This window comes from Psychroflexus sp. MBR-150 (genome assembly GCF_053628795.1).
In genome coordinates, this window is sequence record NZ_JBRJHB010000010.1 from 1 (window position 1) to 15,881 (window position 15,881).

Annotated in this window: 16 protein-coding genes; 7 read left to right on the forward strand and 9 right to left on the reverse strand. The window is 33.5% G+C overall.

The window, feature by feature from the left end:
* Positions 1–116: 116 nt before the first annotated feature.
* The 3 genes from ACSSV5_RS07075 to ACSSV5_RS07085 all read left to right on the forward strand — a co-directional run bounded on the left by ACSSV5_RS07075 (position 117) and on the right by ACSSV5_RS07085 (position 1,613).
* Positions 117–446: a hypothetical protein gene (locus tag ACSSV5_RS07075; protein WP_454245333.1), complete on the forward strand. Its 330-nt coding sequence runs from the start codon at positions 117–119 to the stop codon at positions 444–446.
* Positions 447–489: 43 nt separating this feature from the next.
* Positions 490–912 carry a hypothetical protein gene (locus ACSSV5_RS07080; RefSeq protein WP_454245334.1) on the forward strand — a complete coding sequence of 141 codons (423 nt, stop codon included), beginning with the start codon at positions 490–492 and terminating at the stop codon, positions 910–912.
* Positions 913–1,118: 206 nt separating this feature from the next.
* A complete protein-coding gene (locus ACSSV5_RS07085) occupies positions 1,119–1,613 on the forward strand; it encodes a helix-turn-helix domain-containing protein (RefSeq protein WP_454245335.1) in 495 nt (164 codons plus the stop codon).
* 229 nt (positions 1,614–1,842) lie between these two features.
* Here ACSSV5_RS07085 and ACSSV5_RS07090 read toward each other — a convergent pair whose 3' ends face one another.
* Positions 1,843–2,010: a hypothetical protein gene (locus tag ACSSV5_RS07090; protein WP_211066472.1), complete on the reverse strand. Its 168-nt coding sequence runs from the start codon at positions 2,008–2,010 to the stop codon at positions 1,843–1,845.
* Positions 2,011–2,148: 138 nt separating this feature from the next.
* Between ACSSV5_RS07090 and ACSSV5_RS07095 the strand changes: the two genes are divergently transcribed.
* From ACSSV5_RS07095 to ACSSV5_RS07110, 4 genes are all read left to right on the forward strand, one after another.
* The gene (locus tag ACSSV5_RS07095; protein WP_454245336.1) at positions 2,149–2,541 is read left to right on the forward strand and encodes a Fur family transcriptional regulator; all 393 of its coding nucleotides are present in this window, start codon (positions 2,149–2,151) and stop codon (positions 2,539–2,541) included.
* Between the two features lie 82 nt (positions 2,542–2,623).
* Positions 2,624–3,010, forward strand: a complete 387-nt coding sequence (locus ACSSV5_RS07100; protein ID WP_454245337.1) for a DUF302 domain-containing protein — start codon at positions 2,624–2,626, stop codon at positions 3,008–3,010.
* Positions 3,011–3,090: 80 nt separating this feature from the next.
* The gene (locus ACSSV5_RS07105; protein WP_211066475.1) at positions 3,091–3,366 is read left to right on the forward strand and encodes a hypothetical protein; all 276 of its coding nucleotides are present in this window, start codon (positions 3,091–3,093) and stop codon (positions 3,364–3,366) included.
* Positions 3,367–3,386: 20 nt separating this feature from the next.
* Complete coding sequence (locus tag ACSSV5_RS07110) at positions 3,387–4,025, forward strand: serine aminopeptidase domain-containing protein (protein ID WP_256437268.1); 639 nt, start codon at positions 3,387–3,389, stop codon at positions 4,023–4,025.
* A gap of 365 nt (positions 4,026–4,390) precedes the next feature.
* Here ACSSV5_RS07110 and ACSSV5_RS07115 read toward each other — a convergent pair whose 3' ends face one another.
* The 8 genes from ACSSV5_RS07115 to ACSSV5_RS07150 form a co-directional block, all read right to left on the reverse strand.
* Complete coding sequence (locus ACSSV5_RS07115; RefSeq protein WP_454245338.1) at positions 4,391–5,149, reverse strand: SDR family NAD(P)-dependent oxidoreductase; 759 nt, start codon at positions 5,147–5,149, stop codon at positions 4,391–4,393.
* 244 nt (positions 5,150–5,393) lie between these two features.
* A complete protein-coding gene (locus ACSSV5_RS07120; RefSeq protein ID WP_454245339.1) occupies positions 5,394–6,275 on the reverse strand; it encodes a glycerophosphodiester phosphodiesterase family protein in 882 nt (293 codons plus the stop codon).
* Positions 6,276–6,285: 10 nt separating this feature from the next.
* Positions 6,286–7,824, reverse strand: coding sequence for a RagB/SusD family nutrient uptake outer membrane protein (locus tag ACSSV5_RS07125; protein WP_454245340.1), 1,539 nt, complete (start codon positions 7,822–7,824; stop codon positions 6,286–6,288).
* Between the two features lie 11 nt (positions 7,825–7,835).
* On the reverse strand, positions 7,836–11,117 hold the full coding sequence (locus ACSSV5_RS07130) for a TonB-dependent receptor (RefSeq protein ID WP_454245341.1): 3,282 nt from the start codon (positions 11,115–11,117) through the stop codon (positions 7,836–7,838).
* Positions 11,118–11,226: 109 nt separating this feature from the next.
* On the reverse strand, positions 11,227–12,255 hold the full coding sequence (locus ACSSV5_RS07135; RefSeq protein ID WP_454245342.1) for a FecR family protein: 1,029 nt from the start codon (positions 12,253–12,255) through the stop codon (positions 11,227–11,229).
* Between the two features lie 506 nt (positions 12,256–12,761).
* On the reverse strand, positions 12,762–13,325 hold the full coding sequence (locus tag ACSSV5_RS07140; protein ID WP_454245343.1) for an RNA polymerase sigma factor: 564 nt from the start codon (positions 13,323–13,325) through the stop codon (positions 12,762–12,764).
* Between the two features lie 612 nt (positions 13,326–13,937).
* The gene (locus ACSSV5_RS07145) at positions 13,938–14,822 is read right to left on the reverse strand and encodes a dioxygenase family protein (RefSeq protein ID WP_454245344.1); all 885 of its coding nucleotides are present in this window, start codon (positions 14,820–14,822) and stop codon (positions 13,938–13,940) included.
* On the reverse strand, positions 14,806–15,855 hold the full coding sequence (locus tag ACSSV5_RS07150; RefSeq protein WP_454245345.1) for an LLM class flavin-dependent oxidoreductase: 1,050 nt from the start codon (positions 15,853–15,855) through the stop codon (positions 14,806–14,808). Before ACSSV5_RS07150 ends, ACSSV5_RS07145 begins: the two co-directional genes overlap by 17 nt.
* Between the last annotated feature and the right edge of the window lie 26 nt (positions 15,856–15,881).

Genomic DNA, 15,881 nt, shown 5'->3' on the forward strand with positions numbered 1-15,881 from the left:
AGATAGAAAGTCCATTAGACAAAATGGCAAAAAAGTATAAAAACAAGCCTAAAAATTAAAAAAGTGGTGTATTTTTGTGGATATATACTAGTTAGCAAACATTAAAAACAAACTGAATGAAAAAATTAAACCTAATTATTATTTTATTAAGTTTTTCAACTTTAATTATCAGCTGTGGTGCAAATCCAACAAAACTAATGGCAAAAACAATGGATAAAGTCTATATTGGAATGCCTATATCTGAATTCAAAGAAAAAGTTGAAAAAGAGGAGCTTGTTGAAATGAACGAAACAGTTACAATTTTCAGAAAAGTAATAAAAACATATAATGACACACCTGGAGTTGGTTGGAGAAGTGACCACCGATATTTTTACTTTGAAAATAACAAACTTGTAAAAGTTGACAAAGGAGAAAGAGCAGTTGATTATAGAATTAAAATAGACTAAATTTTTGGAAATCTTCAGTAATCCATATTTCGAGAAAGTTACTTTGACAATTTTAGCAATTGCAATAAAAATTGTAGTTGACACTTTCATTAAACCAACCGAAACGATAAAAGGAATATCCAAATTATTATTGACCCTAATTTATTATGTTTTGCCTTTAACTATAATTGTTTGGCTAAACATTGATGGAAATATTGAAAATTCAAAATTTACTACAACAATCATAGTCCTGAATTTTGTTTTTTTATTATTTAACTATTTTCAATCTAAAATCAATGAGACCAATAAAATGCTAGAACAACTAGCGAAAACGGAATTTGACAAAGTTGAAAAAGTAAAACAAATAAATGCTGTACAGGTAGAAAAAGTTAAATCTATCAATGAAAATCAGAAATATATTTTGAGTGAATTATCAAATATAAATGACCGAATAATAGAATATTTTAAAGACAAATCGAAAAAATAACGTTTGCTAACAATGTATAACCACAATTACGGCGGATTCGACTACGTCCGAATCCACTCGGAATTGCTAACGTCAGTGCTAAACCGAAAATAAACGCTAAATTTAACCCGTAACTGACGGTTATACGAGACCGTTAGCCCACATTAAAAAGATGTAATTTCCTGAAATAGGTTGACTAAAAATTAAACCATTAATTATAGTCACTTATGAAATCAAAAAAAGAACACTGGCGAAAAAAAAGCTACCAAAAAGTAACTTTAGAAACCAAATTATTAGTTGTTGACCAAATCGTAAACGGTCAGCTCTCAAGAAAAGCTGCCTCAAAGAAATATGACGTTCCTCGGACAACTATTTCCTACTGGCTAAGAATTTATAGTACCTTAGCCCAACAAAAAATAGGTATGAGTAAAAATCAAGAAATCAAGAAATTAAAAGAAAAGATCGAAGAACTGGAGTTCGTTAAAGACTTTCAGCAAGACATCATTGCTGATATGGAACTCATTACAGGAGTGGATATGGCAAAAAAGTCGTTGCCCAAAACATTAGCAAAAGAGATAGAACGAAAGAAGAAAGACCGTATAAAAGAAAATGGCTCTATGGATGTTTTGGGATCACTAAACAAGCCTTCTACAAACGACTTAAAGCCCAACAAAAACATTGAAATAGCTAGAGATATGACTCATCAAGCTGTATATTTATAATAACCTAAGAACGCATTTTAGTCTTGACCTTAGAAAACCAGCAGAGGTTCATTTAAATCCGAACATCAAATACAAGTCGTATAGAAAAAATAACTTAAATTTACAGGAAATTAAAATATGAGCACAAAGTAAAAAGTTATTCTAATTTTTTTTGGGCCCATTCAAAAGGCTCAGAAAAAAAATTGGAAATAACTTTTGATCGATAATCTAATCAATAACCAAAAAAGAGTCAACCTATATCAATATAATACATTGACTTTTGCACTGGTAAAAGTTGATGAAATTTTCCAAGTTTTAGAATGTCGATAAAGTTTAGAAAGAAATCTGCTCTTTTGTGTTTATCAACAAAAGCACTGTTTAATTCTGATAAATTTTTAATATCTTTGTGTTGTAGCATTTTGTCGTATTTGGAATTACAGCTTTAAATATACTGAAAATCAGTAAATTAAAGAAACAAAAAGCTACTTTTTTTGTAATATTTATCTTGTTTTTAGGACAATTTAAAAGTGCGAAACTTGAGTTAATTATTACTGTTATGGAAAATCAGGAAATCGATAAAAAACTTGAATCGAAAAACGTAAAATCAACAGCCATGCAAACGTTGGTTTACAAAGCACTGAGCCTATCGGATTTGGAACAACGCTTTGGAAAAGTTGAGCGTTCAACCATATTCAGGGCACTTAAATCATTCGAGGATAATTTCATCGTTCAAACAGTTAATGATGGTTCAGGTTCAGTTAAGTATGCCGTTTGCGATGAGGATTGTACATGTAATATAAATGACCTGCACGTTCATTTTTTCTGTACGCGTTGTGGCAGAACACGTTGCATGAAGGAACTGCCCATCCCCGATGTTAAACTGCCCGATGGATATACTTATGAGAATACCCAGTTCATTATTAACGGGGTGTGTCCGCACTGTGATTAAACTTTGCAACAATTTTGCACTAACTTTTATGTAATTTTGGTGTTAATATTATTAGAATGTCTCACATTAAAAAATTATTAGTATGAAGTATTATTTTGAAAAAACCACAGATTATGCTTTTGAAGAAGCAGTAGAAAAAGTAACCGAAGAACTTAAAAAAGAAGAGTTCGGGGTACTGACCGAGATTGATGTGCAGGCCACATTGAAAAAGAAACTGGATGTCGATTTCAGAAAATACCTAATTTTGGGGGCTTGCAATCCGCCATTTGCACATAAAGCACTGCAAGCCGAAAACAAAATCGGAGCCATGCTACCCTGCAATGTGATTGTGCAGGAACTGGAGAATGGCAAAACAGAAGTAGCTGCCGTTGACCCAGTGGCATCCATGAAGGCGGTTCAAAATGACAAATTAGGTGGTATTGCTGGCGAAATCAGGGCGAAACTTGAAAAGGTCATTGAAAACGTATAATAACTTAATAATCATGATAAAAATTAATCGAAATAAAAAAGAGGATTGTTACATTCTTATTGACGAGTTTTATCATTTACATGGCAATTTGTTTATCTCTTATCTATTGGTCGATACCTGAAATAAAGAACATTAAAAACTACGATTTTAGTTCAATCGAGGAAAATTCAGGTTCTTCTCTTGGAGAAACGCAATGGATTAAAACCAGAGATGGATTTGAATTATTCAACAGAATTTATAAAAGCGAAAGCAAAGATGTAATGATTTTAATTCATGGCTCTGGTTCTGAAAGCAGGTATTTGTCAAGTTTATCCGATTCAATTGCAAAAAAAAATTGCCACAGTACTGACGCCTGATTTAAGAGGACACGGAAATAATAAAGAAAAAAAAAGGAGAAGTTGAGTACATAGGACAACTTGAAAACGACATTGAAGATTTGATTGAGTTCAGCAAACAAAATCTCAAAGCTGATAAAATCATATTGGCAGGACACTCATCGGGAGGCGGTTTAGTTTTAAAGTTTATCGGCAACCCTAAAAACACAAAAGTTGACAGGGCAATTATGCTTGCACCTTATTTGGGATACGATGCAATAACGGTTAAACCGAACAGTGGCGGTTGGGTGACGGTTGCGTTGAAAAGGATAATCGGACTATCGATGTTGAATAACATTGGGATAAAGATGCTCAATGGACTTCCGGTTTTGTTTTTCAACCGGCCGGAAAGTGTTAATGATGAACTCCAGGTTCCTTTTTATTCGTTCCGAATGACGATAGATTTTACGCCCAAGAATTATAAAGAAGACATAAGAAATATAAATATCCCGTGCCTGGTTTTAGTAGGAAAGCAAGACGAAAGTTTTTATCCCGAACAATTTGAAGTTGCTTTTAAACCAGCCGACAAATTTGTCAAGACATTAATATTAGACGATGCGAAACATTTAAGTCTTGTTGATAAACAAAAGACATTTGAAATAATTAAAGAATGGGTGAAAGAAACAGAGCACGAAAATTAAAATCTGCTTCGCAGACAGAAAAGAAAACTATGGAGAAATCCTTGTGAAAAGTTTAGCCACGTTAGACAAGTTTTTAGATGACGGAATGAATGCCAGCAGCCGCCAACACATGGTATAGTGCATGCAGGTTTCAGAGGTTTGCAAAGGCTTGTGGCTCGTAAAAAAAGTCGGTGTAAACTGATAGGAAATCGCTTCGTAATCCCGCACGACACCTAAACTGAAAAAATGTCAAGGCTGTTTTATGGCTAATGGTGAATGTTATTTTATATATCTTTCTAGGTATTGGGGTTCTTAAAAAATACGTCGGTATTATACTTTCATCTGTTTATTAACGATACTATTTCATTAAAAATGGTATAATATCATTATAGTGCGGTCAATCCACCATCAATAACTAATTCAGAGCCTGTCATATAAGAAGATTCATCAGAAGCAAGAAATAAAACACCATACGCAATTTCTTCTAATTTTGCCCCTCTACCCAAAGGTGTTCCAGAAAGTGAATTCATTTTAAAATCATCAGAACCTTTCATCTGTGTTGTCATAGGAGTTTCTACATAACCTGGATGAACGGAGTTGACACGAATGTTATCCTTGGCTAATTCAACTGCTGCCCCTTTGGAATAGATTCTTGAACCACCTTTTGATGCCGTATAGGCCGTACCATTACCTCCACCAATAATACCTCCTACGGATGAAATATTGATAATGGAACCTGCTCCTTCTTTTTTCATATAAGGAACAACGGTTTTAACTCCTATGAACTGACCTAAAAGATTAACCGAAAGTACTTTGTTGAATTCTTCTACGGTTCTTTCTTCCAATGATCCCATGATATCACCAAGAATACCTGCATTATTAACCAGTACGTCTATTTTACCAAAAGCTTTCTCCGCTTTTTGAGCTACTGTTTTCCAGCTCTCTTCCGAGCTCACATCATGGACGACATATTCCACAACACCACCATTAGCCTTTATTTCAGCGGCAACGGATTTTAATTTTTCTTCTTGTATATCGGTGATGATTACTTTTGCCCCTTCTTTGGCAAATAGTTTAGCTTCTGCTGCACCCATACCACCAGCAACACCAGTGATAATTGCGACTTTGTTTTCTAATCTGTTCATGCTTATATGTTTTTTAATTTAAAATCGAATTTAATTAAATTCCATTTAAATATTAATAAGTTTCACATAAATTTAATAAACTAAAACATCAGCCTACAAACAATTATCAAAAGTTTAGATTTTTGGATACTTTTTATTTCTAAGTCCTAAGATTTTCAGTTTTCTTTCTTTAAGTTGGTGGTTTTTATCTTATTTCTCCTTATATTTTATCAATTAACACTATAATTCATTTAGTTTATCAATATTAACGATGTAAATTTTTCGATTTAAGAAATGCTAGTAGTTCTTCAGGTAAATCAGTCTGAATTACATTGACATACTTTTCATTTAAGACTTTTTCAAAACCAGAACCTTTTTCTTGCAATTCCAAATCATCGATATCTCCCATGGTTTTTACCAAGATACGCATCCCTTTATATGCCATTTTTTTCATTAAATAATCATTATAAAAATCATGGTCGATGTGTACAATTTTTATATCGTCATATTTTAGCATATCTTCTACATCACAAGTAGAATATGCCCTTGGCATAATTTTAATTTCTGGATTCAACTTATGTATATGGGGGAAATATCTAAAATTATGTAAAAAGAAAAGCACTTGCTTTTCAGCATTATGCTTTTCAATAAGTTTAAAGGTTTTAACCACAGCTTCTTTATCATCCAACTTAAAGTCAACATCTATCATAATTTTATCTTTAGTAAGCTTTAGAACCTCGTCGAAAGTGGGTACGGCTTGATTGGTTGGTTTTTCATTAAACAATAAATGCAATTTTTTTAATTCATCTAATGTAAAAGAACTGACTTCTCCAGTACCATCTGTTGTACGATCGACAGTAGCATCATGCATAATGATTAATTTTCCATCCTTAGTTTGTCTTAAATCCAATTCGATAATATCCACTCCTAAACGGATACTTTCTTTCATTGCAGCTATCGAATTTTCTGGATAATTTTGATGAGCTGAACGATGAGCCATTACCAGAATTTCCTCTGGTTCATTATTAAAAACATGTAATATACTATCTAATCTTGTTGTGATCTGTGCCTGAACTTGCAGAGCTATGAATAAAAGAAAGAATAGATTTTGGAAAGCTTTTGTTGTTATATTTAGATTTCTTTTCATTTTAAAATTTTTAGTATCCGTCATTTTGTGGAAATTCTACTGTGCTTAAATCGATTTGAGATTGTGGTATCGGTCTTAGTTTATGATAATCCATGATATTAGGTTCAGCATTAGGATTATATAGCCTTGTCCGTTCTATTAATTTTCCTGTTCTTGCTAAGTCCATCCAACGTTTCTCCTCAGCACCTAATTCTAAAGCTCTTTCATCTAAAATTTTATCCATGTCTATTTGCGATGCGGTCACTAAAGGAATCATAGTACCTTCTTTTGATGCTCTAATACGAACTTCATTTAAGTAATCAGCAGCTTCTTGTTTTTTATCCTGCTTTAAAAGTGCTTCTGCTGCCAACAAATAAGTTTCTGAAAGTCGATATACAAAAAAGTCTCGAAAACCTGCTCTGTCTTGAAAACTGGCACGTGTGGGATCATCATGTTTTTTTATACCCCAATGCATTTTATCGATATTAGGAGCTATTTTTGAAGGAACATCTGATTCTACCTGCCAAACAACAGTATCTCCTATAGCTTTACCTTCTGGCAAAGTTGCTTCATTATTGTAAAACCAGGTATATCTAAATGTAACATCAAATCGAGAATCATTTTCAGAAAATAAATTTCTAAAAAATTCAGTAGGACGAAATCGAGTATATGGTCTTCCTCCTTGAGTTACGTCTCGTTTAAGCCCAGGATATTGATCATAGGCTGGAGTAAAAAAAAGATGACCTTGGTTTCCATCTCCATTAAAAAGCGGGTCTCGAATGTATTGAACTGCAAAAATTATCTCTTCATTTACCTGATTATTATAATCAAACACATCAGCATAATTACTCAGTAATGCATAAGGACCTTCTTGTATAATCATTTTAGCAGCGTTTTCTGCACCTTCATAATCATTCAACAATAAGTCAATCAAAGCTAATTGTTGCAAGGCTGCTCCTTTTGTAACTCTTCCATACTCATCTTGTGTATAGTCTAAGTTATTTACAGCATATTCGGTATCTTCTTTCATTTTTTCCCAAATGCTAATCCTATCGGTTCTTACATCTTCTGTATTTACGCCTTCTGTTTCAGTATCTCTATAGACTACATCGCCATACTGTATGGTCAGCCAGTAATAATAATGAGCTCTTAAAAATCTTACTTCAGCTTTATAGGTTGTTTTCAGAGCCTCATCCATATCAACATTATCTATACGATCAAGTATTGTATTAGAAGCATTAATTCCGGCATAGCAGGTACTCCATATATCTTCTAAATAACCCATAGATGAGTTCAATTCAGAACTGTATCTGTCCATACCTTTATAACCGCCATCTTTACCGTGGCGGAACAAATCTGTACCAAAAGTAGTTAGAGTAAAGCCAGGCTGAGATCCATATAAATCTCTGAGATATGAATAAACACCATTCACACCGTCAACTATTCCCGAAGGAGTATTGAATATAGTATTGGGAGTAGCTTCTGAAACAGGGTCTTCGTCTAAACTACATGAATAGAAAACACCCAATGCTAACACTGATAAAATGATTAAAAAATTTATTTTTTTCATGATAAATAAAATTAAAAAGTTACATTAAGATTTAAAGAGTACATTTTGGTAGAAGGATATAAAGCTCTTTCACCATTAGATTCAAACTCAGGATCAAATCCCTCATAAGAAGTAAATGTAAAGGGGTTTTCACCTATTAGAGTTAATGTTAGGTCTTGAATATTGAGATTTTTTGTCAATTTTTTAGGCAAAGAATAGCTCAAAGCTATATTCCTTATCCTCACAAAGCTCACATCTTTATAAGCTAAGGTAGATCCTAAGAAAACGCTTTCCTGACTTACATTAGGGCGTGGATTTGCGTTGGTGGGATTTTCTGGCGTCCAATAATCAACATCTAAATTATTATATCTTCCTGCAAGTCTGTTATTATTGACGTAAAATTGAGAAAAGGTCTTGTAGTTTTGACGGGTATAGAGTACAAAAGATAGGGCTAAATTTTTATAGGTAAAGCTATTGGTAAGACCGCCTATCCATTCAGGGTTTGCAGAACCGATGATGGTTCTATCATCCGCATTGTATAAACCATCATTATTGATATCTTCAATTTTTATATCTCCAGGTGCAAATCCTGCTGCTTCTGCCACTTCTGCTTCATTTGTCTGCCAAATACCAATTTTTTTATAATCGTAAAAGACATTGATAGGTTGCCCAATAAACCAATTATTTCCAACATCATCCTGACCGTTTCCAAAAAGTTCGGTAATTTTATTTTTATTGGTAGCAAAAGACAAATCAGCTCTCCAATTAAAATCTGAAGAATTAAGAATATTTTTAAAGGATAAGTTTATTTCTAAACCTTTATTTCTTGTAGATCCAATGTTTTCTAAAACACTTTCAAAACCCGTACTCGTAGGGATACTTCTCGGTAACAAAAGATCTTCTGTATCAGCTACATAATAATTTATAGAACCTCCTATGTGTTGGTTCCAGAATTCAAAATCAAGACCCAAGTTGAATTGTTTTGTAGTTTCCCACCGCAAATCTGGATTTGATAAAGAACCAGGAACAAAACCAAGAACACCATTATCTCCAAAAGCATAGGAACTTGAATTTAAAAAACTAAAAGTTTGATAGGGTTGTATTCCTGTATTTCCAGTTTCTCCATAGCTAACCCGAAGTTTTAGATCTGAGAAAGTAGGTAATTTAAAAAATGGTTCGTCAGAAATACGCCAAGCCAAAGCTGCTGAAGGAAAGAATCCCCATTTATTTCCTTCGGCAAAACGAGATGAACCATCAGTTCGAGCGGTTACAGTTAGGAGATAGCGTTTTTTAAATTGGTAATTAAGACGTCCAGTATAAGAGAGAAGCCTCCACTTTTGATAATTAGATCCAACTCCTGTGATTTCAGTAGCAGACCCTAAATTATTATACGATTGTGAATCATAGGGCAAATCTCTGACATTTATAAAACTTGACCTCGTGACTTGATTTTGATAACTTTGCACTAAGGTTGTTGATAGTGAATGAGATTCATTAAATTCATGATCATAGCTTAAAATATTTTCTACGGTTATAGAAATAATATCAAAATTATTTTTTCCAGCCAAAGAAGCTCCTCCTTGAGAATTAGTGGTTTCACTTCCATAAAAATAGCCTTGCTTTCCAAATTGTAGATCAGGACCGACTTTCAACTGGTAGGTCAAATCATCTGTTATTTTATATTCCCCATAAATACTCGAAAAAATACGAGTTTTAAAACGTTCATCTACTGAATTTTGAATATCAGATAACGGATTTACGCGTTGGCTTTCATCATTTGTAGGACGAAAACGAATGTTTCCTTCTTCATCATAAGGAACCCCTAAAGGGCTTAAACGCAACACATTATCATACAAGTCGTTTTGGGTAAAATCTTGTTTTGAATAGCTACCGAATGAGGACACACCAAACTTAAATCTCTCATTTACTTTATGATCTAAATTTATTCTTAAAGATGCCCTGTTATAAGTTGAGCTTTCAACAATTCCCTTTTCATCAAAAAAATTTATAGATGTAGCAAACTGTGTTTTTTGATTGCCACCCCTAATAGATATTTGGTGATTCTGTTTATAGCCTGGGTCGTATGTAAAATCCTGCCAATCTGTAAAGTTTCCGTTTGCCAAAGATTCTAAAGCGATATTATCAAAAATCTCCTCATCGTCTGGATAGCTTCCATCAGGTCGTATGGTCCGGTTAGCTTCTCTCCTTAGTTGGGCAAACTCTTCACCGTTCATCAAGTCAATTTTATGAATTACAGAGGTTATACCGTAATAACCGTCATAGGTGATGCGAGTCTCTCCTATCTCTCCTCTTTTGGTAGTGATAAGAATAACACCGTTTGAAGCCCTAGAACCATAAATAGCTGTGGCAGATGCGTCTTTTAAAATCTCAAAAGAAGCTATATCATTGGGGTTAATGTCATTTAAACCGCCACTGATGGGAATGCCGTCTAATACAATCAAAGGTTCATTATCAGCACCGATAGATCGTGCACCCCTTATGCGTATGTTAGTTGGCGAACCAGGCTCATGACCACCATTAAAAACATCTACTCCCGAAACTTGCCCTTTTAATAACTGTAAAGGATTGGCTACTGGTATATTTTTAAAATCTTCACTATTTACAGATTCTACTGAACCCGTTACATCCCGTTTTTTTTGCTTTCCATAACCTATTAAAACCACTTCGTTTAAGCTCGTAACATCACTTTCTAATTGAATATTTATTACTCTACGCTCATTAACTGAAATGGTTTGTGGAATGTAACCTAAATATGAATATTCCAATTCTACGTCTAAATTAGGGACATCAACAATATATCGACCGTCTAAATCGGTTATGGCACCTGTATTAATCCCTTTTACTTTTATATTCACTCCTGGTATAGGTTCTCCTGATGTTTTATCGGTTACTACCCCAGTAACTTTTCCTGTTTCATCCTTTTGAATTATGATGATATTGTTTCCATTAACCTCATAAGTAAGAAACGTTTTTTCTAGTAAACGCTTTAACACTTGTTCTATACTTTGATTTTCAAATTTTAGGCTTAGATTTTGGTAATTATTTACTTGTTCTTGGTTAAATACAAACTTTAAGTTACTCTGGGCTTCCACTTGTCTAAACCCATCTATTAAAGGTGCATTATTGAGTTCTACAGAAACTTTTATTTCAGAAATGTTCTGTGCCTTTACAATCCCAATATTATATAAGGATAACAATAGCATAAAAATCAATGATGTTTTTATAAATTTTTTAGAAAAAGAAATATTTTTGTTCCAACTAAAAAATAGAATTGTTTTGTAAGAAATTTTCATAAATTTGAATGTTTAATAGTTTGAGATGGTTATTGAATTGAATGTTTTTGAATTAATCCAGTAATTCAAAATACAAATACTGGTCTAGTAGGTTTTACCTAAAGTTTTTTTACTGCATATTTTTATCTTTTTTTAAACAACCTTTTCCCGTTATAAGAATTTGGTCATGGGTTAATAATTTGTATGATGTAGGGTTAAGCCGGCATAGCATATCCAATATTTCATTTATAGATTTATCAGCATTAAAACTTGCTGTGATAGGGCAATTTTTGGCAGACTCATTTTTAAAAGTTATAGTTACCTGATATCTTTTTTCCAGTATTGTGGCTACTTCCCCGAAATTTGATTCTTTAAAAATCAACTGTCCATTCTTCCATTCATTCCAATTTGGATTGCTTATTTGAGTGGTATGTATCTTATTGGTACGATGGCTATATGTGAGTTTTTCATCCTTTGTGAGTAAACTTAGTCTTTCATTTCCTCGAGATACTGAAACCTTGCCCGTTGCCACCGTTACTGAAATGTTTTCACTGTCTGGGTAAGCACTAATGTTAAATGAAGTGCCTAAAACTGTGGTTTTTAAATCCTGAGTATAAATAGAAAAAGGTCGTTTTGCATTGTGTTGCACTTCAAAAAAAGCTTCTCCTTCTAAGTATATTTCCCGATAATTTTCTTCAAATTTTCTTGGATATCTAATTTTGCTCGTTGTTGTTAACCAAATCTTAGAGCCGTCAGGTAAATTGATGTTTTTGATTTTTCCTGAGTTGTTTTCAACAAGAACATCATCGGCTAATTTCATATTTGAAAACCAAAACGCAACAGCACCAGACAAGCCAATTAGCAGAAAAATGATAGCTGCGATCTTTCGGAAACTAAAGGCTGGTTTTGATTTTTTGGTATTACCTATCGCATTTTCTTTTCTAAAGAATATTTTATTTCGAACCAACTTCTTAGCGTTATCCAAATTAAATTGTGGATATTCACTCTCATCAAAATTCCAATTAGATTTAATTTCAATATATAATTTTAAATCCTCAGGGTTTTCTTGAAGCCACCTCTTTACTCTCTCATCTTCTTCTGCAGAAGTCTCTTTTAAGAGATGTTTAATTATGAGTTCCCAAAAATCCTGTTGTTCCATAGTTTTACCTTTCTACTTATAAGACCCCAAAACCCAGTTTTTTTCCCGACTCATGCTATTACCAAATTGTTAAGGTAGAGTTAGCTTTAGGTTTTTATATTTAACGTGAGTTCGATATAAATTCCAGTAAAATATATTCATATAAAACACAGATATTTAATCATTTGTCATGTTGACAGAGCGATGCATGAGCGACGAGACATCTCAGTAGGATGAGATTTCTCCTCATTCTTCGTTCGAAATGACAAAATTTGCTAACAAAAAGATGTAATTATCTGATTTACAGCTTTCGATAAATCTAACTCACGTTATTTAAGAAGATATTTATGAAACAATCTTATACCATTTTGAGTGAATAATATCGTTTAGATAAAGGTATAAGTTTGATTAGCTTGCTATATTTGTATCATCAGCAATGATATTTTTCGTCTTAGCAAGTGAAAAAAGTTTAATCAAAAAAGTCTAACAATATTTTTTTTTACTGGACTTCTTGATTTTTTATAATTTTATATTACGGATTTTAATTTAAGAATTTCTTTCAATTGTTTATCGGCCAAACGCAGTTGATTCATTACTGTTTTTTCTGAAATGTTTAAAATTTCGGCGATTTGTTTATTTGAAAGATGTTCTTTACGATTAAGCTGAAAAATCTTTCTTCTTTTTATAGGAAGTGTTTGTATCAATTTTTCCATTTCAATTTCAGTTTCCTGAAATATCAAATTTTCAAAAGCATTTGCCGATTTTTCTATACTTGTGTTGGCTACTTCTTCAAGCTGTTGATTTGCTACTTTTGTTTTGCGAATTTGTTTTAGTGCATTATTTTTAACAGCCATAAATAAATACGACTTTAGACTTGTATGAATGTATTCTTTTTTACGATTTACCCATAACCCAAAAAATATATCTGCAACAATTTCCTCACAATCTGTTTTAGCATTTATAAAACCGTAACAAAACCTACATAACAGAACATAATATTTCTCCATTAAAATTTCTAAAGCCTTTTCCTCATTATTTTTGAGTCTTTTCAGCAAATCGGCATCGGATTCATATTTATTTGCTAATTTCATTTTTTTATCCTGTTAGCATTTCATAGGTGTTAATCAACTATTAATAAAACCATAGATTGCTTCAAAAATATTTAGTTCATAAGAGATAGTTATTAAATCAAAATTAAGGTTGGGTTAAGTAAAGTAGATGATTTTTTATAGACTCCAAAAAATGTATTATACCGTACTTTTAACTTGAATTTGATAAACCCAAAACGCATCAGTTTAAGTGAAATTCTGATAGTAATTTTGTAACGAAACAATGCTATTTGGTTGCCAAAAGCCCATTCTCAATACACTTTTCTCAATCTTTATGGTTAAGAAAAGTCTCAAATTGACCTATTCTTGCCTAGCCTAAAAATGATGGAACTCGTAAAATTTTATATTTTAACGTGAGTTCGATATAAATTCCAATAAAATATATTTCTATAAAATACAGATATTTAATCATTTGTCATGTTGACAGAGCGATGCATGAGCGACGAGACATCTCAGTAGGATGAGATTTCTCCTCATTCTTCTTTATCAATGACGTTTTTTTATAATATACACATATTTAGATAATTACAACATTTTTTCTTTTCTTTTTTGCATCGCCCAAAAAAGTCTATGCTTACAAATATTTATCTAAATTTATCGTTCAATAATAAAACTGCGTTCGCTAAAAGCTGGTATAGTTGGCTCGCCTCCGAAAAAATACTTGATTTCATCATCTTGATCCATAAGTCCCAAACTGTAAAGTACAGGTACATAATGATCAGGCGTGGGAGCAGCTAACTTACTCAACTTATGACTGTTTTCGTAGTTAATGATATTGACAATGTTTCGGGAATCAATCTGTTTTTTAATCCAAGCATCATATTCTGTCTCCCAACCATAAGGCGTCTTATCATTTTTGTACAATTTTTGGCTTGCTAAAGGTAAGTTGTGTATAAGGGCACCACTTCCTATAATCAACACGCCTTTGTTACGCAATGATTTTAGTTGTTTGCCCAACTCATAATGGTAGTCGGGTTTAGCATAATAATCAATACTCATCTGAAAAGCGGGAATATTGGCTTCTGGAAATAAATGCATCAGCATAGGCCACGCACCGTGATCTAATCCCCAATCGGTTGTTTCGGTAACCGAAGGAACAATCTTCTTTACTTCATGGGCCACATCAGGCGAACCTTTAGCACGGTAATACACTTTGTAGTATTCTTCAGGAAAACCATAATAATCGTAAATCTGTTTTGGACTATGCGAAACATTAACGTAAGTCCCTTTGGTACACCAATGCGCTGATACAACCAATGCTGCTCTTACTTCATATTTTTTTTGAAGGTTAATGCCTAAATCATAAAGTTTTTGCCAAAATTCCCTGTCACTTCTTGAAACAGGAATATCCATCGGGTTGCCGTGAGAGGTAAACAGCACGGGCATTTTCTTACTTTGTGTAGGTAAAGTATCTGTGAATGATTTAAGTTGATTTAATGTGGTCATACCTGATGTATCAAAATTAGACTTCGGTTTCAATTTTTGCTTTAACAAGCGGAATTACTTTTGTGGCATAAACGCTTATTGCTTTTTTGACAATATCGTGGGGCATGGTTGCCAAAGGCATTTGAATGATAAATCTGTCGATGTTCAAATGTTTGATGAGCAAAATAATTTTGTTCGCAACTTCTTCAGGACCACCTACAAATAATCCTTGTCCTGGTGAACGTGCATAATCATATTCGTCTCTAATGTAAGGTGGAAAACCGCGTTCTCCTAATAAGTGATTTCTGTAATACTGTATGTATGGAAAAAATGTGTCGGCAGTTTCTTGATTATCGTCAAGTACAAAACCGTGTGCTTGAACACTAAATTTTAAGTTATCCGAATCGTGCCCACTTTCTTGTGCTACCGCACGATACAATTTTGGGTATTTACTGAAGTCAACAATGTTGCCACCCAACATGGCCAAAACCACGGGAAGTCCATGTTTTGCTGCTTTAATAACGGTACTCTGCGAACCACCTAAGGCCATAGAGATATTCAATGGTTTTTCGGTGCGTGGATAAACCCCTAAGTTGTCAATCGGACTTCTTGTTTTTCCATGCCAAGTAACAAACTCGTTGTCTCTTGCTTTGAGCAACAATTCAAGTCGTTCATCAAACAATAAATCGTATTGATTAAGGTCGAAACCAAACAATGGAAATGATTCGGTAAATGCTCCACGCCCAACCAACAACTCTGCTCGGCCATTACTGATAGCGTCAATTGTTGCAAAGTCTTGATACACACGAATAGGGTCGCTGGTCGATAAAACGGTAACAGCACTACCCAATGTAATGTGTTTGGTTTTTCCCGCAGCCGCAGCCAACACAATGGCTGGCGATGAAACTGCAAATTCTGGTCTATGATGCTCGCCTACGCCATAAAAATCAACTCCTAACTCGTCGGCTAAAACAATGTCATCAACCACTTGCCGAATGCGTTCTGCTTGTGAAATAGTTACGCCCGTATGTGGGTCGGGCATAACATCGGCAAAGGTGGAAATGCCAAATTCAATGTTCTTTTTCATACGTTATAATTACTCAAATAAGGCAA

Bases quoted from the DNA above. Each gene is read 5' to 3' on its own strand.
- ACSSV5_RS07075 (WP_454245333.1), top strand. From the start codon at position 117: ATGAAAAAATTAAACCTAATTATTATTTTATTAAGTTTTTCAACTTTA.
- ACSSV5_RS07085 (WP_454245335.1), top strand. From the start codon at position 1,119: ATGAAATCAAAAAAAGAACACTGGCGAAAAAAAAGCTACCAAAAAGTA.
- ACSSV5_RS07090 (WP_211066472.1), bottom strand. From the start codon at position 2,010: ATGCTACAACACAAAGATATTAAAAATTTATCAGAATTAAACAGTGCT.
- ACSSV5_RS07095 (WP_454245336.1), top strand. From the start codon at position 2,149: ATGGAAAATCAGGAAATCGATAAAAAACTTGAATCGAAAAACGTAAAA.
- ACSSV5_RS07100 (WP_454245337.1), top strand. From the start codon at position 2,624: ATGAAGTATTATTTTGAAAAAACCACAGATTATGCTTTTGAAGAAGCA.
- ACSSV5_RS07105 (WP_211066475.1), top strand. From the start codon at position 3,091: ATGGCAATTTGTTTATCTCTTATCTATTGGTCGATACCTGAAATAAAG.
- ACSSV5_RS07115 (WP_454245338.1), bottom strand. From the start codon at position 5,149: ATGAACAGATTAGAAAACAAAGTCGCAATTATCACTGGTGTTGCTGGT.
- ACSSV5_RS07120 (WP_454245339.1), bottom strand. From the start codon at position 6,275: ATGAAAAGAAATCTAAATATAACAACAAAAGCTTTCCAAAATCTATTC.
- ACSSV5_RS07125 (WP_454245340.1), bottom strand. From the start codon at position 7,824: ATGAAAAAAATAAATTTTTTAATCATTTTATCAGTGTTAGCATTGGGT.
- ACSSV5_RS07130 (WP_454245341.1), bottom strand. From the start codon at position 11,117: ATGAAAATTTCTTACAAAACAATTCTATTTTTTAGTTGGAACAAAAAT.
- ACSSV5_RS07135 (WP_454245342.1), bottom strand. From the start codon at position 12,255: ATGGAACAACAGGATTTTTGGGAACTCATAATTAAACATCTCTTAAAA.
- ACSSV5_RS07140 (WP_454245343.1), bottom strand. From the start codon at position 13,325: ATGAAATTAGCAAATAAATATGAATCCGATGCCGATTTGCTGAAAAGA.
- ACSSV5_RS07150 (WP_454245345.1), bottom strand. From the start codon at position 15,855: ATGAAAAAGAACATTGAATTTGGCATTTCCACCTTTGCCGATGTTATG.